Raw genomic sequence first — 22,028 nt, 5'->3', positions numbered from 1 at the left:
CACCATGAGCTTCGAAGGGAAAATTGTCCTGGTCACCGGCGCAAGCCGCGGTATCGGCCGGGCTATTGCAGAGATGTTTGTTGCACGTGGCGCCAAGGTTATCGGCACCGCTACCAGCGAGAGCGGTGCTGAAGCCATCAGCAGCTATCTGGGTGAGAACGGCAAAGGCTATATGTTGAACGTGGTTGATGCGCAATCTATCGAACACGTTTTGACCTCGATTCGTGCGGAATTTGGCGAAATCGACATTTTAGTGAATAATGCCGGGATTACGCGTGATAACCTGCTGATGCGAATGAAGGATGATGAGTGGCAGGATATCCTGGACACCAATCTGACTTCCGTATTCCGTCTGTCAAAAGCGGTAATGCGAGCTATGATGAAAAAGCGGTTTGGCCGTATCATCTCTATCGGTTCCGTTGTTGGCACCATGGGGAATGCAGGGCAGGCTAACTACGCGGCGGCTAAAGCCGGTCTGATTGGTTTTAGTAAGTCTTTGGCACGTGAGATCGCTTCACGTGGCATTACGGTCAACGTCGTGGCTCCTGGCTTTATTGAGACGGACATGACACGGGCGTTGACAGAAGATCAACGCGCAGGCATTTTGACTCAGGTTCCGGCTAGCCGGCTTGGGGAAGCAAAAGAAATCGCCAGCGCTGTTGCATTTTTAGCCTCTGACGAGGCCAGCTACATCACCGGTGAAACGTTACATGTCAATGGCGGCATGTACATGATTTAAAAAATGTGAAAACTATTTGCGTTATTTGAGGTAAAAACCGCAAAATAGCGTAAAATCGTGGTTTGACCAGCCGGGATTTAGTTGCATCTTTTTCAACATTTTATACACTACGAAAACCATCGCGAAAGCGAGTTTTGATAGGAAATTTAAGAGTATGAGCACTATCGAAGAACGCGTTAAGAAAATCATTGTTGAGCAACTGGGTGTTAAGCAGGAAGAAGTATTGAACAACGCTTCTTTCGTTGAAGACCTGGGCGCTGATTCTCTTGACACCGTTGAGCTGGTAATGGCTCTGGAAGAAGAATTCGACACCGAAATTCCAGACGAAGAAGCAGAGAAAATCACTACTGTGCAAGCAGCTATTGATTTCATCAACGCTAGCCAGCAGTAAGCGAACATATCTAGGCGGTCACTCGACCGCCTAAGTTTTTTTTATCCCTTGCGTCATATTTTCCCTCCTTGGAGGACAAACGTGTCTAAGCGTCGAGTAGTTGTGACCGGACTGGGCATGTTGTCTCCTGTCGGCAATACGGTAGAGTCCACATGGAATGCCCTGCTTGCCGGTCAGAGTGGCATCAGCCTGATCGACCATTTCGATACTACTGCCTATGCAACGCGTTTTGCTGGCTTGGTAAAGAATTTTAACTGTGAAGATTTCATCTCGCGCAAAGATGCGCGCAAGATGGATGCCTTCATTCAATACGGCATCGTCGCCGGCATGCAAGCCATGCAGGACGCGGGGCTGGATATCAACGAGGCAAATGCCAATCGTATTGGTGCCGCCATCGGCTCCGGTATCGGCGGCCTGGGGTTGATTGAAGAGAACCATAGCTCACTGGTTAACGGTGGCCCACGGAAAATCAGTCCGTTTTTTGTGCCTTCGACCATTGTGAACATGATTGCCGGTCACCTGACCATCATGTACGGCATGCGTGGCCCAAGTATTTCCATCGCTACTGCCTGTACCTCGGGTGTCCATAACATAGGCCATGCTGCACGTATCATTGCTTACAATGATGCCGATGTGATGCTGGCCGGTGGTGCAGAAAAAGCCAGTACCCCTCTGGGTGTCGGCGGCTTTGGGGCGGCTCGTGCGCTCTCAACCCGCAATGACAACCCACAGGCCGCAAGCCGCCCTTGGGACAAAGACCGTGATGGTTTTGTACTCGGCGATGGCGCGGGGATGATGGTGCTGGAAGAGTACGAACACGCGAAACGCCGCGGTGCGAAAATTTACGCCGAAGTTGTCGGGTTTGGGATGAGCAGCGATGCCTACCACATGACATCGCCACCAGAAAATGGTGCCGGTGCGGCCTTGGCGATGGAGAACGCGCTGCGTGATGCAGGTGTGACAACGTCACAAATTGATTATATCAACGCGCATGGCACCTCGACGCCGGCCGGTGATAAAGCCGAAACCCAGGCGGTGAAATCCGTATTTGGCAGCGATGCCAAGCGGGTGATGGTCAGCTCCACCAAATCGATGACCGGCCACCTGCTGGGTGCCGCTGGTGCGATTGAGTCGATCTTTACCGTGTTGGCGCTGCGCGATCAGGCCGTTCCGCCTACCATCAATCTGGATAACCCGGATGAAGGTTGCGATCTGGACTTCGTGCCGCATGAAGCACGTCAGACCAAAGATATGGAGTTCACGCTGTGTAACTCCTTCGGCTTCGGTGGCACTAATGGCTCGCTGATTTTCCGTCGCGTGTAGTTATTGCCAACTTAAGCTGATAGAGGCCCGGTGCATTTTGACCGGGCTTTTTTTATGCGCCATACATAATGTTATGCTGTAGCGAAAACCACGGTGGGGAAACGCATGTACTGGATCAACGGACAACAACATGACGCCCTGGCAGCCAGCGATCGCGGCTTGCAGTTTGGCGATGGCTGCTTTACCACCGCCCGGGTAAGGGATGGCAATATCGATCTCTTGCCCTGGCATCTTGAACGTATGCAGCAGGCGGCACAACGATTGCTGCTGCCTGCGGTGGATTGGGCAGCATTGGAACGTGAGATGTGCCATGCGGCAGGATCTCTTCAGCTTGGCGTGGTCAAGGCAATACTGACCAGAGGCAGCGGTGGACGTGGCTACAGCCCACAAGGATGCGCAGCGCCTACCAGGATCGTGACTCGCAGCACTTATCCCACGCACTACCTGTCATGGCGTGATGAAGGGATCACCTTGGCGCTTAGTCCGGTAGCGTTGGCGCGTAACCCACTGCTGGCGGGTTTGAAACACCTTAACCGCCTGGAGCAGGTGTTGATCCGCGCACATCTTGACCAGGCCGATGCCCATGAGGCGCTGGTGCTTGACACTGCGGGTATGCTGGTGGAATGCTGTGCCGCTAATTTATTCTGGCGCAAAGGAAAAAACGTCTTTACGCCCAATCTCGATCAGGCCGGTGTCGCCGGAGTGATGCGCCGCCGGGTGATTGAACTTTTGCAGGGCAGTGAATATCTACTGCATGGCGTCAGTGAGCCCATAACCACGCTGGCGGATGCGGAGGAAGTTTTGGTATGCAACGCGCTGATGCCGTTGCTGCCGGTGAATAGGGCACAATCATGGCGTTACCCCGCGCGCCAACTGTATGATTTTTTGCGACCACACTGTTGATGATGGCTGATTGATGAAGAGAAAAAAGCTCAAGATTGTTTTACTGGTGCTGCTGCTGGCGTTGGCTTCGCTGTTTTGGGGGCATCAGCGGATTGAACGCTTTGCCGATACCCCGTTGGCGATTGGGCAGGAAACCTACTTCAAACTGCCCGCAGGCACTGGCCGTGTGGCGCTGGAAGGGCTGCTGGTCCGTGACAAACTGATCCACAACGGTCGCTGGTTCCCCTGGCTATTGCGCCTGGAGCCGGAACTGGCCGAATTCAAGGCTGGCACCTACCGTTTGACGCCGGGGATGACGGTGCGCCAAATGCTGAAACTGCTGGCGAGCGGCAAAGAAGCCCAGTTCAGCGCGCGCTTTATTGAAGGTTCGCGTCTGAAAGATTGGTTGCAGGTGCTGCAAGAGTCCAAATATGTCAAACATACCCTGGCGGGTAAAAGCGAGGCGGAAATCGCCATGGCGCTGGGCTTGCCGGAAGGAACCACGCTGGAAGGGCGTTTGTATCCAGACACCTATCTCTACACGGCGGGAACGACCGATCTGGCATTGCTGAAGCGTTCGCAACTGCGGATGTACAAGGCATTGCAGGATATCTGGCATGCGCGAGACACCAGCTTGCCATACAAAACCCCGGAAGAGATGCTGACGATGGCCTCGATCATCGAAAAAGAGACCGCGGTTGCGGAAGAGCGGACCAAGGTTGCTTCGGTGTTTATCAATCGTCTGCGTTTGGGGATGCGTTTGCAGACCGATCCTACGGTGATTTACGGCATGGGAGAGAATTACACCGGCAACATCACCCGCAAGGATCTGGAAACGCCAACGTCCTATAACACTTATGTGATCAGTGGCCTGCCACCAACGCCGATTGCCATGCCGAGCCGTGCTTCGCTGGAGGCCGCTGCCAACCCGGCTAAAACCGATTACCTGTACTTTGTTGCCGACGGCAAGGGTGGGCATACGTTCACCACCAATCTGGCCAGCCATAATGCGGCGGTGCGTGCCTATCGGCAGGTGCAAAAGGAAAAGAATGAAAAGTAAATTTGTCGTCATTGAAGGCTTGGAAGGCGCGGGAAAAACCACCGCGCGCAATACCGTGGTCAACATGCTCAACGAGCATGGGATTAACGATATTGTGTTTACCCGCGAACCCGGCGGTACGCCGCTGGCAGAAAAGTTGCGCGAGCTGTTTAAATGCGGCGCAGATGGCGATTTGCCAACCATCAAAGCGGAACTGTTGATGATCTATGCTGCGCGCGTGCAGCTTGTAGAAACCGTGATCCAACCAGCGTTGGCTCGGGGAGCCTGGGTGGTTGGCGATCGTCACGATCTCTCCGCGCAAGCCTATCAGGGTGGGGGCAGAGGTATTGACCCTCGCTTGATGAAATCACTACGTGACACGGTACTGGGTGATTTCCGTCCCGACCTGACGCTGTATCTCGACTTGCCGCCATCGGTAGGTTTGCAAAGAGCGCGAGCGCGCGGCGAGTTGGATCGTATTGAGCAAGAGGCGATGCCGTTTTTCGAACGCACCCGTGCACGTTATCTTGAACTGGCGGCCGAGGATGCGAGCATCGTTACCGTGGATGCGGCACAAACGCTGGAACAGGTCACCGCCGATATTCGCCACGCAGTGGCGCAGTGGCTGCAACAGCAGGAAGAGGCGTAATGAACTGGTATCCGTGGCTTAACGCCCCCTATCGTCATTTGGTGGGGCAGTATGCCGCTGGGCGCGGCCATCACGCCTTGCTGCTGCATGCGGCGGTGGGTAACGGTGATGCGGAGTTACTCTATGCCGTAAGCCGCTGGCTGATTTGCCAGAAGCGCAATGGTGAAAAGAGCTGCGGTGAATGCCACAGCTGCCGGTTGATGCTGGCAGGCAACCACCCGGACTATCACGTGCTGGCACCGGAAAAAGGCAAAAGCAGCCTGGGTATCGAACCGATCCGCCAAGTGATCGAGATCCTCTATTCCCATGCTCAGCAGGGGGGAGCCAAGGTGGTGTGGCTGTCGCAGGCGGAATTGCTGACCGAAGCCGCCGCTAACGCCTTGCTGAAAACCCTGGAAGAGCCTCCGGCCAATACCTACTTCCTGTTAGGCTGCCGTGAACCCTCACGTCTACTGGCGACGCTGCGTAGCCGTTGCTTCTACTGGCATCTGGCCAGCCCGGATGAACAGCTCAGCTTGCAGTGGTTAAATCGCCAGGGAGCGGGTGCTCCACTAGATCGTCTGACTGCGTTACGTTTACATGATGGCGCTCCGTTGGCCGCTGAAAAGCTGCTGCAACCAGAGCGTTGGCAACAGCGTGTGGCACTGTGTAGCGCCCTGAGTGCCGCTTTGCCGCAGTGCGATATGCTGGGCCTGCTACCCGCGCTGAATCATGACGACGTGGCCGACAGGTTGCACTGGCTGTGTGCATTGTTGATGGACGCAATGAAATACCAGCAAGGTGCCGCGAGCTATGCTCTGAACCAGGATCAACTACCGCTAGTCCAGCAGTTGGCCAGCCGGTTGAGCAGCGTTTCGCTACAACAAATCATGCAGCAGTGGCTTAACTGCCGCCATCAGTTACTCAGCGTGGTTGGCGTTAATCGCGAGCTGCTGCTGACAGAACAGTTACTCGGTTGGGAGCAGATGCTCGGCGCTACCGGTTACTCCTCCCCTCATTCGTTGTAAAAGAGTTAATTATCATGTTATTAGTAGATTCTCACTGCCATCTCGACAGCCTGGACTTCGCCACCTTGCACCACAGCGTGGACGATGCGCTGGTCAAAGCCAAAGCGCAGGATGTGGGCTTTGTACTGGCGGTTGCCACCACGCTGCCCGGCTATCAGGCTATGACCCAGTTGATTGGCCAACGTGATGATGTCGCCTTCTCCTGTGGCGTTCATCCGTTGAATCTGGAAGGCGGCTATGACTATGCCGAGCTGCGCAGTCTGGCAGCGGCAGAGCAGGTGGTTGCCATGGGGGAGACCGGGCTGGATTACTTTTATCAGCAAGACAATATCCCGTTGCAGCAAGAGTCGTTCCGCCAACATATTCGTATTGGCCGGGATCTCAATAAACCGGTGATCGTGCATACTCGCGATGCACGCGAAGATACTCTAGCCATTCTGCGTGAAGAAAATGCCCAGGATTGTGGCGGCGTACTGCATTGCTTCACCGAAGATTTGCCGACGGCCAAGGCCTTGCTCGATCTGGGCTTCTATATCTCGTTTTCCGGCATCGTCACTTTCCGTAACGCTGAGCCGCTGCGCGAAGTGGCCCGCTATGTGCCACTGGATCGCATGCTGGTGGAAACCGACTCGCCATACCTGGCGCCAGTGCCGCATCGTGGCAAAGAAAACCAACCTGCCTATGTGCGCGATGTCGCGGAATACCTGGCCGTGTTGAAGGGCGTCAGCCTGGAAGCGCTGGCGCAAGCGACCACCGCCAACTTTTCACGATTGTTTCACATTAAACTCTGATCCTTCGCCTAGGCTTAGCCAATCGGCGGCGCCAAGGTAATTCTTTTTAAGCTCGTAATTAATCCCCGAAACGGGTAATGTTCCCACCCGTTTCAGGGCAAAGACTGCATGTTTTTTCATCTTTTCTTACAAAAAGTAGGCGATATGAGAAAAATGGCCGAGCTGATTCATCGAAACGTGACAGTTATCAAACATTGTTCAGGGTATTTATTTTACTCTGCGTAAAAATTAAAGGGGTGCTCAGACACCCTGAAAATGCAGGGGTTTTTCTCTCCCCCCTCTGCAACGCGAAAATTCGCGAAAAGTAGCAAAGCACTATTACTCAGGAGCACACTCAACTATGTTCAAGAACGCATTTGCCAACCTGCAAAAAGTAGGTAAATCGCTGATGCTGCCGGTTTCCGTATTGCCTATCGCAGGTATCCTGCTGGGCGTCGGTTCCGCCAACTTTAGCTGGCTACCTCTGGTAGTCTCACACGTGATGGCGGAAGCCGGCGGTTCCGTATTCGCCAATATGCCGTTGATCTTCGCTATCGGTGTGGCCCTGGGCTTCACTAACAACGACGGCGTATCTGCATTGGCCGCGGTAGTGGCTTACGGCATCATGGTGAAAACCATGGCCGTGGTAGCGCCGCTGGTGCTGCATTTGCCGGCCGAAGAGATTGCGGCTAAACACCTGGCGGATACCGGTGTGCTCGGGGGGATTATCTCCGGTGCCATCGCTGCCTACATGTTTAATCGCTTCTTCCGCATTCAGTTGCCAGAATACCTGGGCTTCTTTGCCGGTAAGCGTTTTGTGCCGATCATCTCTGGTCTGGCCGCCATCGTTCTGGGTGTGATCCTTTCCTTCATCTGGCCTCCAATCGGTACGGCTATCCAGACCTTCTCTGAATGGGCGGCTTATCAGAACCCAGTGGTGGCGTTTGGTATCTACGGTTTTGTTGAGCGTGCTCTGGTGCCGTTTGGTCTGCACCATATCTGGAACGTACCGTTCCAAATGCAGATTGGCGAATACACCAACGCAGCAGGTCAAGTATTCCACGGTGACATCCCTCGCTATATGGCGGGTGACCCAACTGCGGGTATGCTGTCCGGTGGCTTCCTGTTCAAAATGTACGGTCTGCCTGCCGCCGCGATTGCCATCTGGCACTCTGCCAAGCCGGAAAACCGTGCCAAAGTCGGCGGTATCATGATCTCCGCTGCGTTGACCTCGTTCCTGACCGGTATTACCGAGCCGATCGAGTTCTCCTTCATGTTCGTTGCGCCGATCCTGTATGTAATCCATGCGATCCTGGCCGGTCTGGCATTCCCAATCTGTATTCTGTTGGGTATGCGTGACGGTACCAGCTTCTCACACGGTCTAATCGACTTCATCGTACTGAGCGGCAACAGCAGCAAAATCTGGCTGTTCCCTATCGTCGGTGTCATCTACGGTCTGGTGTACTACACCATCTTCCGTGTGCTGATTGCCAAACTGGATCTGAAAACCCCTGGCCGTGAAGAAAACTCTACCGACCAGGTGACTCAGGGTGGTTCTGAAATGTCTGCTGCGCTGGTTCAGGCATTCGGCGGTAAAGAAAACATCACCAACCTCGATGCCTGTATTACCCGTCTGCGCGTTAGCGTGGCCGACGTATCCAAGGTTGACCAGGCTGGTCTGAAGAAACTGGGTGCTGCCGGTGTGGTTGTGGCTGGCTCAGGCGTTCAGGCAATCTTTGGGACCAAATCCGACAACCTGAAAACCGATATGGATGAATACATCCGTAACAACTAATTCAGGTAGGGGAGTTGATAGAGGGGAGGCTTAGGCTTCCCCTTTTTTTATGGGATTTTTTAATAACATAGCAAGGGGCGCTCATGGATTTTCAGCTCAAACAACCAACAGGCGGGGAAAGCCCCGCCGTTGGGTTGCCTTACCTTAGGGATTCGTAAGCCATCATGGCCGCAACCTCCGTGTCTCCGCTACGGATGCGGATTTCGCAGAGTCTTTTTCTGGTTATCCATGTAAACACCAGCACGGTGATACAGAGAATAACCAGAGTCGTTACTACCCATTTTTGCGGCATGATAGCCTCCTTGTCCTTGCCTTTCGGCGGGTAAGAGGCTACCTTTATGGTGTTCATGCATAAAGAGTGACCTCGGGTTGATGTTATCGATTCGGGGTCTTTCTCTTTTTATCCCTTGCCAATGCTCGGGACAAAAAGATCCAGAGCACCCATGCGAATTCTAACCCTAATCCCGCCTGGTAATAAATCAGCCCTTTATTACATACGACAATTAAGTCGAGCCGGTTCAGTGTTTATCCTTCTGGTTTTTATTTCCCCCTATGGCGACTTACGCTGCCTTTTTATAGGTTTTATGTTGTGTTGACATGGGTTTGGCAATGCCGCTAATGTCAAGGCACTGCAAGTAGTCGCAAGAGCAAAAATGCGCTCCTTGAAACTTGGCCAGAAGGAGTTTGGCGATGAAAAAATACTCTTATCCATATCTTTTTAGCGTCACGATCCTGTTTCTGGCGTTTATCTTTGGGGGCTTTATGTGGCATAGGGAGGTATATCGAATGACCTTTCTAAATCGTTCCACGGTGCGCTATATGTTGATGACCGTATTCATAGTGGCCTTGGTTACGTCGTGCTATGTTATCAAGCGAGGAACGATTAAGAGTAATAAGTATGTTGATTACATTAGGCTTTTTTGTGCTGCAAACATCTCGTTGCTCCTGGTTGCTATCTTGGTATTGGTCACCATCGCATACTGCCTTCCTGGCGAGGCTTCTTCATATACCACGAATTATACCTATGCTGCCTCCAGCCGTAGCAGTTGTGCTGGTGCGGAAGTTAATGATGTAGATTTAGGCTCGAATATCAGAATATGCTACCCAGCGGGAAACGTTGAGTTTAATAACCAGATCTACGTTGAGAAACGTAGCAACGCAGTTGGCATGGTAGTGACCTACGCCCAAACATTCCCTTAATCGGCGGGCAGAGGCATCTATGCAGAGGGGAAAAATGGCCATTCAGGTAATGCATGAACTACCGACGTTGATCGGAGACCATATCGAATTATGGCCTTTGCAGCCGGAGCATCGTGAGGTAATGCTGAGCGCTGCCGCAGACGGTGAATTATGGAACCTGAAGGTCACCGCAGTGCCAAATGCCAGCACCATCGACAACTACATCACCACCGCAGTGGCGGGTCGTGATGCCGGTACAATGCTACCGTTTGTGATTGTTCAACGGGCCAGCGGGCGCATTGTCGGTAGCACCCGTTTTTGGAAGATCGATCGGGTCAATCGCAAAATGGAAATAGGTCACACCTGGCTAAGCCAGTCGGTGCAGCGTTCTGGGGTGAATACCGAAGCGAAATACCTGCTGCTTGGCTATGCCTTTGACGTTTTGCAGGCGGTACGGGTGCAGTTCACCACCGATGAACTGAACGACAAGTCACGCGCGGCAATTTTGCGTATTGGTGCCAAGCAGGAGGGGATCGTCCGCCACGAGCGGATCATGCCCGACGGGCGTAAACGTAACTCGGTCAGGTTCAGCATCATCGATGATGAGTGGCCTGAGGTGAAAGCTGGGTTGGAGGCTTTGCAGGGGCGGTAGGCGTGCCACGCCCCAGTGGCCTTTCAATTCCGCGCCAGGTTCCTAACGCCGCCGTCGATCAATAATTCACTGCCCACCATGAAGCTGGATTCGTCAGAGGCGAGGAACACGGCGGCTTTAGCTAATTCCAGCGGGGTCCCCATACGGCCAATCGGCACCAGCGCGTGGATCTCTTCACGCAATGCTTGTTCAGCCTGTGCTGGTAAGCCCAGTTTGCCCAGCGCCGGAGTTGCCGTAGGGCCAGGGCTGAGGCCGTTGACCCGAATGCCAAGCGAGCGCAGCTCGGCAGAGAGCGAACGCGCTAAAGATAAAATCCCGGCTTTGCTGGCGGCATAGACGCTGCTTTGTGCCAGACCAATATGGGCGCTGACGGAACCACACAGGATCACCGAAGAGGGATTAGCCAACAACGGCAACAGAGCCTGGATCAAAAAGAAGGGGCCTTTGAGATTGGTGTTCATCAGTTGGTCATAGCGCTGCTCATCCCATTCCTGCAACGGCAGGTGTGTAACATCCCCGGCGTTGATATACAGAATATCCAGCCGCGGCCAGCGTCGAGCCAGTTGTGCTGCCAGAACCGGCTGTTGGCTGATATCTCCCGCATCGCTGTGCAACAGCACCACTTCGCCCAGCGTTTCTCCCGCGGCCTGTAGTCCACTTTTGCTGCGGCCAGTGATCGCTACCGTTGCCCCTTCGGCAATAAACTGCCGGGCCGTCTCCAGCCCGATGCCGCTGGTTCCCCCGGTGATCAACGCATATTTACCTGCTAATCGCGACATAGCTCTTCCTCTCGTTGTTCAGTTAAGCCATTATTGGTGCATTAGTACCTTTTGCATAGTAGGTACCATTTGGATACTAAAGGGCAGGGTGGGATGCTATGGCGTCAACAGTGAAGGGGAAGGCAGAAAAAAATTATCCGTTACCGCCTGCGGGGGAACCGTGCCCGATGGTGAACTTTGTCAATCTGATATCGGGCAAATGGGCGATCCCGATCCTGTATCGCCTGATGGTGATCGATGACCCGATACGCTTTAGCGAGTTGCAGCGTGCGGTTGCTCCCATCGCGCAAAAAGAACTGACGCGTCAGTTGCGCCAGTTTGAACAATGCGGTCTGGTTACCCGCCAGGTATTCGCACAGGTGCCACCACGGGTGGAGTACCAAATCACCCCTTTGGGCAAAACGCTGCGCCCCACGCTGGATTCGTTGGCCGATTGGATGCGCGCTAACGCGCCGCAGTTGATCGGCTGCCAATAATCCAGGCAATAGTGTTAAGGTTGAGTGATTCTCCATCACTCGATGCGGAAAGTGCGCAATCGGGTTGAAAGCAGTAGAATTTGTCACTCATACTGCATAATCCCTTATTATGCTGAACAAGGAGTTCCAAATGGCTGAAGAAACGATTTTCAGTAAAATTATTCGCCGCGAAATCCCTGCCGATGTGGTCTATCAGGATGAGCTGGTCACCGCATTTCGTGATATTTCCCCACAGGCACCGACCCATATCCTGATCGTGCCAAACGTGCTGATCCCCACGGTGAACGACGTGACCGTGGAACATGAGGCGGCGTTAGGTCGTATGATCACCGTGGCGGCCAAAATTGCCGAGCAGGAAGGGATTGCCGAAGATGGCTACCGCCTGATCGTCAATTGCAATCGCCACGGCGGGCAAGAGGTCTATCATATTCATATGCATTTAGTTGGTGGGCGTGTTTTGGGCCCGTTGTTACCACGTTAACCGAGGAAAACCATGCGCTATATCCACACGACGCGTTATCTGATGGCGCTGGTGCTCCCTGCCGTGATGTTGATGGGCTGTAGCAGCCCAAAGGGCATCTCGGTCAATGAACGGCAAACGGTGGTGATGGATTCACCGGTGCTGACGGCGGGTATTCTGGCGGATAACCCGTCGATCGCCGATGCGTCGGGTCGTCTGAAGGCCAGTTCGGTGCTCAGCAACACCCAGACGACTCCGGTGACCATCCACTATCGTTTCTACTGGTATGACAAACAGGGGCTGGATATCCTGCCTTTTGAACAGCCACGCACGGTTACCGTTGCCGCCAATTCAGACGTCGAGATTTATTCGCTCAATGGCAATCTCGATGCCAAGCGCGTGCGTCTGTATTTATACTTATAAGTTTTGGTTACGTTGGAGAAGGTAATGAAAAAGTTTCTATGGGTGGCGCTGGCCGCGTTGGTGTTAACTGGCTGTCCATCACGCCCGCCAGAGCCTACGGCACCGATAACGGTGGAACCACAGCCGCAACAACCCGAACCTCAGCCAGAACCGTTGCCACCGATCACGGAACCGGTACCGCAGCCGCCGAAGATCCAGCAGCTTGACTGGCTGGGCAGCGTACAACCGATGGTCAATCAGATGTTGCAGGCCGATGGCGTGACGCCCGGCAGCGTATTGCTGTTGGACAGTGTTAAAAACAACACCAACGGCTCATTGAGCATCGGCAACGCCACCTCGGCGCTGCATCAGGCTTTAGCCTCCAACAAGACCTTTGCCGTGGTGCCAGAAGCGCAATTGGCGAGCGCCAGGCAAACTCTGGGCCTGTCGGCGGAAGACAGCCTGGGATCGCGCAGCAAAGCCATTGGCCTGGCGCGCATCGTCAACGCGCAATACGTGTTGTATAGCGCTGTCAGTGGCGATGTGAAGTCACCGGCGATGGAAATGCAGCTGATGCTGGTACAAACCGGTGAGATTGTCTGGTCAGGCAATGGCGACGTCAAATACTGAGTCTCGGTTACGGCAAATCCTGCGTCACAGGCTACCGGCGGTAAATACCGCCGGTTGTCGTTTTAGCCAGGTACAGGGCTTGAGTGGGGAAAGCTGGCGGATCGAAGGCGAGGGGGTGCAACTGCTGGCCCGTCCGCAGACGCCGGAAAAACGGGCGCTTGGCGTTGACCGCCAGCGTGAGGGGCAAGTGCTGAAGCGCGTTGGGTTGGGCATTGGGCCAAAGGTATGGCTACAGAGCACCGATTGGCTGATCGTCGAATGGCTGGTTGGCGAGAGCGTTGATGAAACGGCGTTTGCTTGCTTAACGGCCCGCGGCGAGTTGGCGGAGTTGACCGCCCGGCTGCATAACCGCAGGTTGAGTGGCTATCGGCTGGATCTGCAACAGCAGTTCGCCCGCTATTGGCAGCAGATCGATCGCCAGCGCATCACGCCTGGCTGGTTGCGCTGGCAGCGTTATTTTACCAATGGCCCGATGCCACGGCCGTTGAAACTGGCTCCGCTGCACATGGATATTCATGCCGGTAATCTGTTGCAACAGGCCGGGCAGCTCAGGTTGATAGACTGGGAGTATGCCGCAGATGGCGATATCGCCCTGGAACTGGCCGCCATGTTTCGCTTCAATCAATTTTCCCCAGATGCGCAACAACGTTTTTTAGAACAATACCAGTCACATGGCTATGCTGATTTGCCGCGCTTGGCCTTACAGGTCCAGCGCTGGTCGCCATGGGTGGATTACCTGATATTGATGTGGTGCGAAGTGCGCTGGCAGCAATGTCGGGATATGGAATTTTTGCGCTGGGGCGCAGCGTTATACCGGCGTTTTTGTTTATCATCGTCAAATAATCATCAACAGTTGTGAGGTGGCCGTGGGCCCAGTAATGCTAGATGTCGTCGGCTATGAGCTGGACGCAGAAGAACGCGAGATTTTAAAACACCCGCTGGTGGGCGGCCTGATCCTGTTTACCCGCAATTTTGCCGATCCGCAGCAACTGCGTGAACTGGTGCGCCAGATCCGTGCGGCCTCGCATTCGCGTCTGGTGGTGGCAGTGGATCAGGAAGGCGGGCGTGTGCAGCGCTTCCGCGAAGGCTTTACCCGCTTACCTGCGGCGCAGTCCTTTGCCGCACTCAATGATGCCCAGGAAGGCGGGCGTCTGGCTCAGGAAGCCGGGTGGCTGATGGCCTCGGAAATGATCGCACAGGATATCGATATCAGCTTTGCCCCGGTATTGGATATCGGCCACGCCAGCGCGGCGATTGGCGAACGCGCTTTCCATAGCGATCCACAGCAGGCGTTAGTGATGGCCGAGCGCTTTATCCAGGGGATGCACAGCGCCGGGATGAAAACCACCGGCAAGCATTTCCCAGGGCATGGCGCGGTCACGGCAGACTCGCATAAAGAAACGCCGCGCGATCCACGGCCATTGGCCCAGATCCGCGAACATGATATGACTATCTTCCGTGAGCTGATCCAACGTGGCTTGCTGGATGCCATCATGCCGGCGCATGTCATCTATACTGAAGCAGACCCGCGTCCGGCCAGCGGCTCGCCTTACTGGTTGCAACAAATCCTGCGCCAGGAACTGGGCTTTGACGGCGTGATCTTCTCCGACGATCTGTCGATGGAAGGGGCGGCGATCATGGGCAGCTATGCCGAGCGTGGCCAGGCTGCACTGGACGCCGGTTGCGATATGATCCTGGTTTGCAATAATCGGGCAGGGGCGGTCAGCGTGTTAGATAACCTGTCCCCGGTCAAAGTAGAGAAATTGCAGCGGTTATATCATCGCGGTCAGTTCACCCGTCAGGAACTGCGCGATTCCGACCGTTGGCAAAAGGCGCATACTGCGCTGAGCCAATTGCATGAACGCTGGGAAGAGCATAAGCAACGCTCAGCGGGGTGAACGGCCAGGGCGCCGCAAGAAGGCGGCGTTAATAATGGGGGCTGCCAGCGGCCCCCAGCTTGTTGCGAGGAACCACATGATTATTTATTTGCATGGCTTCGATTCCACCAGTCCCGGCAATCATGAAAAGATTATGCAGTTGCAATTCATCGATCCGGACGTGCGCTTTATCAGCTACAGCACTTTGCATCCACGCCATGATATGCAGCATTTATTGAAAGAGGTGGACAAGGCGGTTCAGCAGGAAGGAGATGCCCATCCGTTGATCTGCGGCGTGGGGTTAGGCGGTTTTTGGGCCGAACGTATCGGCTTTTTGTGCGGCATCCGTCAGGTGATCTTCAACCCGAATCTTTACCCGGAAGAACATATGCACGGCAAGATCGATCGGCCGGAAGAGTATCGCGATATTGCCACCAAATGCGTGGACGATTTCCGTGAGAAGAACCGCGATCGCTGCCTGGTGGTACTTTCTCGCCAGGATGAAGTGCTGGACAGCCAGCGTAGTGCAGAGTTGCTGCACAAGTATTATGAAATCGTCTGGGATGAGCAGCAGAGCCATAAGTTTAAAAACATCTCGCCGCATTTGCAGCGTATCAAAGCGTTCAAGACCTTGGCATAACAATTTCGTAACGCACAACCAAGCCGTAAACGCTGTTCTGTAAGGGCAACCGTTACGGCTTTTTTGTTTTTATCGGCCCGGTTTTCGCTGGCCAGCAGCAAAATTAAAAACTGTGATCTCACGCTAACTATTTGAATCACAATCCTCAAAAAAAGCCTTCGTCCAGCCTTTAACCAAAAAACTTTGATGTACATCAATTTTGGTATGACCAAATAACCTCTCATGCTATTCTGGCCTCAGATAGCAGGTTTAACTTAAGCGAACCCTATGTATTCTAAGGATATTATTTATTTACCCTTAGGCAACAATTGGTTCACATTCAGGGGGTCATTTTGACAACGCCAAAGAAGAAAATAGTTATTGTCGGCGGTGGTGCCGGTGGTCTGGAGCTGGCAACCAGCCTGGGCCATAAACTGGGTCGTAAGCACAAGGCGGAGATCACGCTGGTGGATCGTAACCACAGTCACCTGTGGAAACCGCTGTTGCATGAAGTCGCCACCGGCTCCCTGGATGACGGCGTGGATGCGTTGAACTATCTGGCGCATGCGCGTAATCACTTCTTCAACTTCCAGCTGGGTTCACTGGTCAACATTGATCGTGAAAAGAAAACGCTGCAACTGACGCAGATTTGCGATGTGCAGGGGATTGAACTGGTTCCGGCTCGCGAGTTGAGCTACGACATTCTGGTCATGGCGCTGGGCAGCACCTCGAACGACTTTGGCACTCCAGGAGTGCGCGATAACTGCATCTTCCTGGATAACCCAAATCAGGCGCACCGTTTCCATAACGAAATGTTAAACCTGTTCCTCAAGTTCTCAGCCAAGCCGGAAGAGAAAGAAAGCGTCAACATTGCCATCGTTGGCGGTGGCGCTACTGGTGTTGAACTGTCGGCGGAACTGCATAACGCGGTTAAACAGCTGCACAGCTACGGCTTTGAAGGGTTGGATAACAGCGCCCTGAAGGTCACCCTGGTTGAAGCCGGTGAGCGCATTCTGCCAGCCTTGCCGCCGCGTATTTCCGCTGCGGCACACCAGGAACTGAACAAGCTTGGCGTGCGGGTGTTGACCAACACCATGGTGACCAGTGCCGACGAGCATGGCCTGAACACCAAAGGCGGCGAGTTTATCAATGCCGATCTGATGGTCTGGGCAGCAGGTATCAAGGCTCCAGACTTTATGAAAGACATTGCCGGCTTGGAAACCAACCGCATCAACCAACTGGTGGTTGAACCGACGCTGCAAACCACTCGTGATGCCAACATCTTCGCTATTGGTGACTGCGCCTCCTGCCCGCGCGAGGGCGGCGGCTTCGTGCCACCACGGGCACAGTCTGCCCACCAGATGGCATCACGCTGCTATAGCAACATCCTGGCCATGATGAACGAACAGCCGATGAAACCTTATGTGTATAAGGATCACGGCTCGCTGGTATCACTTTCCCGTTTCAGCACCGTAGGCAGCCTGATGGGTAATCTGATGCGCGGTTCGATGATGGTCGAAGGGCGTATCGCGCGTGTGGTGTATATTTCGCTGTACCGTATGCACCAGGTAGCACTTCACGGCTATACCAAGACCGGCCTGATGATGCTGGTTGGGGGTATCAACCGGGTGATCCGCCCACGCTTGAAGATGCACTGATGCTTTAAGCCGCTGGATCGGTTAATGAAAACCCACGTAGGCTTGCCACGTGGGTTTTTTGTTAGCTCGCCGTTCGGAATTCTCTCAAATTATCAGATTTTTCCCGGTTTAGCGCCATTTTGCTCTTTGAGTCTTATTGCGAGGTCGAACTTCCTTGTGCAGACTTTAGGGAGTTTACAGACGGCGCGTCACGCACGCCGTAAACCGGGGAGCGTGTTTTCCCGGTGCATAATGCGTGGTAACACATTCAGGAGGATTTCCTGTGAACAAATCAATGTTAGCCGGTGTTGGGATTGGTATTGCAGCCGCTCTGGGAATTGCTGCCGTGGCCGGTCTGGACGTATTTACTCCCGGCCCACAATATGCGCAGGTTCTCGCCGCAACACCGATCAAAGAAACCGTTAAGACTCCTCGCCAGGAGTGTCGGAACGTCACTGTGACCCATCGTGCTCCAGTTCAGGATGAAAACCGTATCGCTGGCTCCGTGCTGGGTGCGGTTGCCGGGGGCGTGATTGGTCACCAGTTTGGCGGTGGCCGTGGCCGTGATGTTGCGACCGTGGTGGGCGCGCTGGGTGGCGGGTATGCCGGACACCAGGTGCAGGGGGCGTTGCAGGACAACGATACCACTACCAGCACGCAGCAGCGCTGCAAAACGGTGTATGACAAATCCCAGAAAACGCTGGGCTATGATGTGACGTACAAAATCGGTAACCAGCAGGGCAAGATCCGTATGGATCACGATCCTGGCACCCAGATCCCGGTGGATAAAAATGGCCAGTTGGTGCTGAGCAAGGTCTGATAGGTCGAGTTTACCCCTCACCCTAACCCTCTTCCAAAGGGAGAGGGGACTTACCGTGCTACAAATTAACGCCTGTGTTTGACCTCTGCACCGGACTGGCCCCTCTCCCTTTGGAAGAGGGCTGGGGTGAGGGGACTATAACCATCAAATCGCCAAGGTATGTTCCCGGAATGCAGCCAGCAACTCCCCAATAAACTTCAGCCGTTCGGCACGGTCGCTGAGATCCAGCATAAACTTCAGCTTGGTCGGTCCATCCAGACGGTAAACCTGCGGTTTACTTTGTAGTAAGCCAATCAGATAGCCAGGATCGACCCGGTTCTTCTCACCAAACTCGATAAAGCCACCGCGTTCGTTGCCTTCGATACGTTTGATCCCGAGTATCTGCGCCTGTTGACGCATCGCCGCGCTTTGCAGCAGGTTGCGCGCTGCATCAGGTAACAACCCAAAGCGATCGATCAGCTCGACCTTCAACTCCTCCAGCTCGCCTTCATCCTTGGCGCTGGCAATGCGTTTGTAGAAGGATAAACGGGTATTCACATCTGGGATAAAGTCATCAGGCAGCAGCGCTGGCATACGCAGCTCCACTTCCGTTTGATTGCTGGTGAGATCTTCCAACGAAGGCTCACGCCCGTTCTTCAAGGCATCGACGGCGCTTTCCAACAGCTCCATATACAGCGAGAAGCCCACGGTGGTCATCTGGCCGCTCTGGTCTTCCCCTAGCAATTCCCCCGCACCACGAATTTCCAAATCATGGGTGGCAAGCGCAAATCCGGCCCCTAAATCTTCCAGCGTCGCGATCGCTTCCAACCGCTTGTGGGCATCGGTGCTCATGACCTTTGGATTCGGGGTTAGCAGATAAGCGTAGGCCTGATGGTGTGAACGCCCGACACGGCCACGTAACTGATGCAGCTGTGCCAAGCCAAAACGGTCGGCGCGTTCGATAATAATGGTATTGGCGCTGGGGATATCGATGCCGGTTTCAATAATGGTGGTACAGACCAGCACGTTGAAGCGCTGGTGGTGGAAGTCGTTCATCACCCGCTCGAGATCGCGTTCGCGCATCTGGCCGTGGCCGATGGCAATACGCGCTTCTGGCACCAGTTCCGCCAGTTTTTCGGCAGCCTTATCGATATTTTCGACGTCGTTATACAGGTAATACACCTGGCCGCCGCGCAACACCTCACGCAGGATGGCCTCGCGTACCACCAGGCTGTCGTATTCGCGGACAAAGGTTTTCACTGCCAGACGGCGCGCAGGCGGCGTGGCAATGATCGACAGATCGCGCATGCCGCTCATGGCCATATTCAGGGTGCGTGGGATTGGCGTAGCGGTCAATGTCAGGATATCCACGTCGGCACGCATCGCCTTGATGCGCTCTTTGTGACGCACGCCAAAGCGATGTTCTTCATCGACAACCAACAGCCCTAAATCTTTCCAGCGCAGGTCGCTCTGGAGTAGCTTGTGGGTACCGATAAGGATATCCACTTTGCCTTCGGCCGCGTCTTCCAGGATCTGCTGCTGCTCTTTGGCACTGCGAAAACGCGATAACATCTCGATGCGGATAGGCCAGGTGGCAAAGCGATCGCGGAAGTTGTCAAAGTGCTGTTGCGCCAGCAGGGTCGTCGGCACCAGCACCGCCACCTGTTTGCCATTTTCGACGGCCAGGAAGGCGGCCCGCATCGCCACTTCGGTTTTACCAAAGCCCACGTCGCCGCAGACCAGGCGGTCCATCGCCAGCGGCTGGCACATATCGCTCAGTACCGCGTTGATGGCCTGTTCCTGATCCGGCGTGGTCTCAAATGGGAAGGTCTGGCAGAACAGCTGATACTGCTCACGATTATGTTTGAACGCAAAGCCGCTCTTGGCGGCGCGTTGGGCGTAGATGTCCAGCAACTCGGCAGCCACGTCACGCACGCGTTCGGCGGCTTTTTGCCTGGCTCGTGACCAGACATCCCCGCCAAGCCGGTGCAGTGGGGCGTTTTCGTCGGCCCCCCCGGCATAGCGGCTGATCAGGTGCAGGGAGGAGACCGGCACATACAGCTTGTCCTCACCGGCATAGGAGAGGATCAGATATTCTGCTTTGATGCCTCCGGCTTCCAGCGTCGTCAGGCCTACGTAGCGGCCTACGCCGTGTTCCAGATGCACCACCGGCTGCCCTGGATGCAGCTCCGCCAGATTGCGGATCAGGGTATCGGTGTTGATGGTGCGGCGATTATCCTGCCGACGGCGGCTGACGCGTTCACCGAGCAGATCGCTTTCGCAGATTAACGCCCGGTCACGCAGCGTATCGAGGAAGCCACGCTCCGAGGCACCGACCATCATGTAACGGCCAGGAGCTTCGACCTCATCCAGATGATGGATCAGGCTGGTACTGAGTTTGATGCGGCCAAGCAGATCTTGCAGGGTCTCGCGGCGGCCTTCACTTTCGACTGAGAAAACCACGCCACCGGTAAAGCTTTCAATAAAGCGGCGCAGATTATCCAGCGGCGCTTTTTGCTGAGCTTGTACAGCCAGGTCGGGCAGGGTTTGATAGCCCAGATTGGTGCAACCGGCTTTGGCTGGCAGCTCCTCGGTTTTTAACGCCATCCGCGGCCAGGCTTTCAGCTCGGCAAACAGTGCATCCACTCGCAGCCATAAGGTATCCGGGGCCAGCAGTGGCCGCATCGGATCGATCCGCCGGTTCTCATAGCGTTGATTGACATCAAGCCAGAAACGCTCAGCGGCCCCTTCCAGGTTGCCGGTGTTGACGAGCAGCGTATTGGCTGGCAGATAGCTGAACAGCGAGGGCAGCGGCTGGCTGAAGAACAGCGGTTGCCAGTATTCGATACCGGCAGGCCAGGTGCCTTTGCTCACTTGCTGATAAATATGTTCGGCGTCGCGGCGGACTTCAAACTGCTCACGCCACTGGCTGCGGAACAGCTCGATGGCGGCCTTGTCGGTCGGGAATTCGTGCGCAGGCAGCAGATTGATGGCTTCGACTTCAGCCAGTGTGCGTTGGTTATCGACGTCAAAGGTGCGCAGGCTGTCGATCTCGTCGTCGAAGAAGTCGATGCGGTAAGGCTCTTCGCTGCCCATCGGATACAGATCCAGCAACGCACCGCGTGTGGCAAACTCGCCGTGCTCCATCACCTGATCGACGCTGCGGTAACCGGCCTGTTCCAACTGTGCCCGCAGCAGATCCCGCGATAGCCGTTGGCCCTTTTTCATCACCAGCGCGTGGCCATGCAGGAATTCATGCGGGCAGACGCGTTGCATCAGCGTGTTCACCGGCAGAATGATTATGCCGCGCGCCATGGTTGGCAGGTGATACAGGCTGGAAAGCCGTGCCGAGATGATTTCCTGATGAGGTGAGAAGCTGTCGTACGGCAGCGTTTCCCAGTCGGAAAGGGTGGTCACCATCTGATCGGTAAACTGCTGGATCTCGTCACGCAGCCGCAAGGCATTCTGCATATCCGGTGCAATGAGCATCACCGGGCCGGGATGGCGCTCGGCGATCTCGGCGCATTCAACGGCACAGGCAGAACCGGTGAGCTGCCCCAACTGGCGTAAATCACCCGCGCGGTCAGGAAGAGAGTAACGGTAGGAGGATGCGGAACTGCGGCTTTTATCAGAAATGCTCATTCAGTTTTCTTTAATCAATGAATTAAATAACAGTTTTTGTGGTGTTCACCGTGGCGCTCGACGCGTGAATACCACAAAATCCTGTTTACGTGGTGCTGCTCCATCTCCCTCACCTCAAGGAGAGGGTGCCAGTCTGGTGTTGAGGTTAAGTACGGAACAACACTGTGGCACATTCAGTCCCCTCTCCCTGTGGGAGAGGGTTAGGGTGAGGGGCACTTCAAGTCACTCAAGCCCATCACCTTTTACCTTGGTTATACTAGCCTAGCGGCCGATAAACTGAC

At 54.7% G+C, this 22,028-nt stretch carries 23 protein-coding genes; 20 read left to right on the top strand and 3 right to left on the bottom strand.

The features are described from left to right. Window positions 1–4 precede the first annotated feature (4 nt). The 9 genes from fabG to ptsG all read left to right on the top strand — a co-directional run bounded on the left by fabG (window position 5) and on the right by ptsG (window position 8,595). Window positions 5–739: a 3-oxoacyl-ACP reductase FabG gene (gene fabG / locus ACRDCA_RS12110; protein WP_025123527.1), complete on the top strand. Its 735-nt coding sequence runs from the start codon at window positions 5–7 to the stop codon at window positions 737–739. A gap of 154 nt (window positions 740–893) precedes the next feature. After that, window positions 894–1,130, top strand: coding sequence for an acyl carrier protein (gene acpP / locus ACRDCA_RS12105; RefSeq protein WP_004719003.1), 237 nt, complete (start codon window positions 894–896; stop codon window positions 1,128–1,130). Between the two features lie 81 nt (window positions 1,131–1,211). Continuing rightward, a complete protein-coding gene (gene fabF / locus ACRDCA_RS12100; RefSeq protein WP_438689726.1) occupies window positions 1,212–2,453 on the top strand; it encodes a beta-ketoacyl-ACP synthase II in 1,242 nt (413 codons plus the stop codon). A gap of 105 nt (window positions 2,454–2,558) precedes the next feature. Beyond that, on the top strand, window positions 2,559–3,356 hold the full coding sequence (gene pabC / locus ACRDCA_RS12095) for an aminodeoxychorismate lyase (protein WP_438689725.1): 798 nt from the start codon (window positions 2,559–2,561) through the stop codon (window positions 3,354–3,356). A 13-nt stretch (window positions 3,357–3,369) separates the two neighbouring features. Further along, the gene (gene mltG, locus ACRDCA_RS12090) at window positions 3,370–4,395 is read left to right on the top strand and encodes an endolytic transglycosylase MltG (protein ID WP_438689724.1); all 1,026 of its coding nucleotides are present in this window, start codon (window positions 3,370–3,372) and stop codon (window positions 4,393–4,395) included. Next, the gene (gene tmk, locus ACRDCA_RS12085) at window positions 4,385–5,023 is read left to right on the top strand and encodes a dTMP kinase (RefSeq protein WP_438689723.1); all 639 of its coding nucleotides are present in this window, start codon (window positions 4,385–4,387) and stop codon (window positions 5,021–5,023) included. Before mltG ends, tmk begins: the two co-directional genes overlap by 11 nt. Then, entirely contained in the window at window positions 5,023–6,030 is a 1,008-nt protein-coding gene (gene holB / locus ACRDCA_RS12080; RefSeq protein ID WP_438689722.1) for a DNA polymerase III subunit delta', read from the top strand. The genes tmk and holB overlap by 1 nt, the downstream gene beginning before the upstream one ends. A gap of 14 nt (window positions 6,031–6,044) precedes the next feature. Beyond that, window positions 6,045–6,821 carry a metal-dependent hydrolase gene (locus ACRDCA_RS12075; RefSeq protein ID WP_438689721.1) on the top strand — a complete coding sequence of 259 codons (777 nt, stop codon included), beginning with the start codon at window positions 6,045–6,047 and terminating at the stop codon, window positions 6,819–6,821. Window positions 6,822–7,161: 340 nt separating this feature from the next. Next, window positions 7,162–8,595, top strand: a complete 1,434-nt coding sequence (gene ptsG, locus ACRDCA_RS12070; protein ID WP_438689720.1) for a PTS glucose transporter subunit IIBC — start codon at window positions 7,162–7,164, stop codon at window positions 8,593–8,595. Between the two features lie 139 nt (window positions 8,596–8,734). Here the strand turns inward: ptsG and ACRDCA_RS12065 are convergent, their stop codons facing one another. After that, window positions 8,735–8,887: a type I toxin-antitoxin system Hok family toxin gene (locus ACRDCA_RS12065; RefSeq protein WP_438689719.1), complete on the bottom strand. Its 153-nt coding sequence runs from the start codon at window positions 8,885–8,887 to the stop codon at window positions 8,735–8,737. 398 nt (window positions 8,888–9,285) lie between these two features. On the opposite strand from ACRDCA_RS12065, the gene ACRDCA_RS12060 reads away from it, so the two are divergent. Together ACRDCA_RS12060 and ACRDCA_RS12055 are read left to right on the top strand one after the other, a co-directional pair. After that, window positions 9,286–9,795, top strand: coding sequence for a hypothetical protein (locus ACRDCA_RS12060; RefSeq protein ID WP_438689718.1), 510 nt, complete (start codon window positions 9,286–9,288; stop codon window positions 9,793–9,795). A gap of 34 nt (window positions 9,796–9,829) precedes the next feature. After that, window positions 9,830–10,426 carry a GNAT family N-acetyltransferase gene (locus tag ACRDCA_RS12055; protein ID WP_438689717.1) on the top strand — a complete coding sequence of 199 codons (597 nt, stop codon included), beginning with the start codon at window positions 9,830–9,832 and terminating at the stop codon, window positions 10,424–10,426. Window positions 10,427–10,449: 23 nt separating this feature from the next. Here ACRDCA_RS12055 and ACRDCA_RS12050 read toward each other — a convergent pair whose 3' ends face one another. Further along, window positions 10,450–11,205: an SDR family oxidoreductase gene (locus ACRDCA_RS12050; protein WP_438689716.1), complete on the bottom strand. Its 756-nt coding sequence runs from the start codon at window positions 11,203–11,205 to the stop codon at window positions 10,450–10,452. Between the two features lie 167 nt (window positions 11,206–11,372). Here ACRDCA_RS12050 and ACRDCA_RS12045 point away from each other — a divergent pair, with 167 nt between their 5' ends. The 9 genes from ACRDCA_RS12045 (at window position 11,373) to ACRDCA_RS12005 (ending at window position 18,126) form a co-directional block, all read left to right on the top strand. Further along, window positions 11,373–11,681 (top strand): winged helix-turn-helix transcriptional regulator, encoded by a 309-nt coding sequence (locus ACRDCA_RS12045; protein WP_438690148.1) that lies wholly within the window; start codon window positions 11,373–11,375, stop codon window positions 11,679–11,681. 130 nt (window positions 11,682–11,811) lie between these two features. After that, on the top strand, window positions 11,812–12,162 hold the full coding sequence (gene hinT / locus ACRDCA_RS12040) for a purine nucleoside phosphoramidase (RefSeq protein WP_438689715.1): 351 nt from the start codon (window positions 11,812–11,814) through the stop codon (window positions 12,160–12,162). A 12-nt stretch (window positions 12,163–12,174) separates the two neighbouring features. After that, window positions 12,175–12,564, top strand: coding sequence for a YcfL family protein (locus ACRDCA_RS12035; RefSeq protein ID WP_438689714.1), 390 nt, complete (start codon window positions 12,175–12,177; stop codon window positions 12,562–12,564). A 24-nt stretch (window positions 12,565–12,588) separates the two neighbouring features. Beyond that, window positions 12,589–13,173 (top strand): penicillin-binding protein activator LpoB, encoded by a 585-nt coding sequence (gene lpoB, locus ACRDCA_RS12030; protein WP_438689713.1) that lies wholly within the window; start codon window positions 12,589–12,591, stop codon window positions 13,171–13,173. Next, window positions 13,154–14,032: a phosphotransferase gene (locus ACRDCA_RS12025; RefSeq protein ID WP_438689712.1), complete on the top strand. Its 879-nt coding sequence runs from the start codon at window positions 13,154–13,156 to the stop codon at window positions 14,030–14,032. Before lpoB ends, ACRDCA_RS12025 begins: the two co-directional genes overlap by 20 nt. Before the next feature lie 19 nt (window positions 14,033–14,051). Next, entirely contained in the window at window positions 14,052–15,071 is a 1,020-nt protein-coding gene (nagZ, locus tag ACRDCA_RS12020; protein ID WP_438689711.1) for a beta-N-acetylhexosaminidase, read from the top strand. A gap of 76 nt (window positions 15,072–15,147) precedes the next feature. Beyond that, window positions 15,148–15,690: an alpha/beta hydrolase YcfP gene (gene ycfP / locus ACRDCA_RS12015; RefSeq protein ID WP_438689710.1), complete on the top strand. Its 543-nt coding sequence runs from the start codon at window positions 15,148–15,150 to the stop codon at window positions 15,688–15,690. Between the two features lie 332 nt (window positions 15,691–16,022). After that, complete coding sequence (locus ACRDCA_RS12010) at window positions 16,023–17,327, top strand: NAD(P)/FAD-dependent oxidoreductase (protein WP_438689709.1); 1,305 nt, start codon at window positions 16,023–16,025, stop codon at window positions 17,325–17,327. A 262-nt stretch (window positions 17,328–17,589) separates the two neighbouring features. After that, window positions 17,590–18,126: a glycine zipper 2TM domain-containing protein gene (locus tag ACRDCA_RS12005; protein ID WP_438689708.1), complete on the top strand. Its 537-nt coding sequence runs from the start codon at window positions 17,590–17,592 to the stop codon at window positions 18,124–18,126. Between the two features lie 144 nt (window positions 18,127–18,270). Here ACRDCA_RS12005 and mfd read toward each other — a convergent pair whose 3' ends face one another. Next, window positions 18,271–21,747: a transcription-repair coupling factor gene (mfd, locus tag ACRDCA_RS12000; protein ID WP_438689707.1), complete on the bottom strand. Its 3,477-nt coding sequence runs from the start codon at window positions 21,745–21,747 to the stop codon at window positions 18,271–18,273. Window positions 21,748–22,028 lie beyond the last annotated feature (281 nt).

This window comes from Serratia sp. (in: enterobacteria) (genome assembly GCF_051654945.1).
Lineage (GTDB): Bacteria > Pseudomonadota > Gammaproteobacteria > Enterobacterales > Enterobacteriaceae > Chania.
This window is presented reverse-complemented; position numbering and strand designations above follow the sequence as displayed.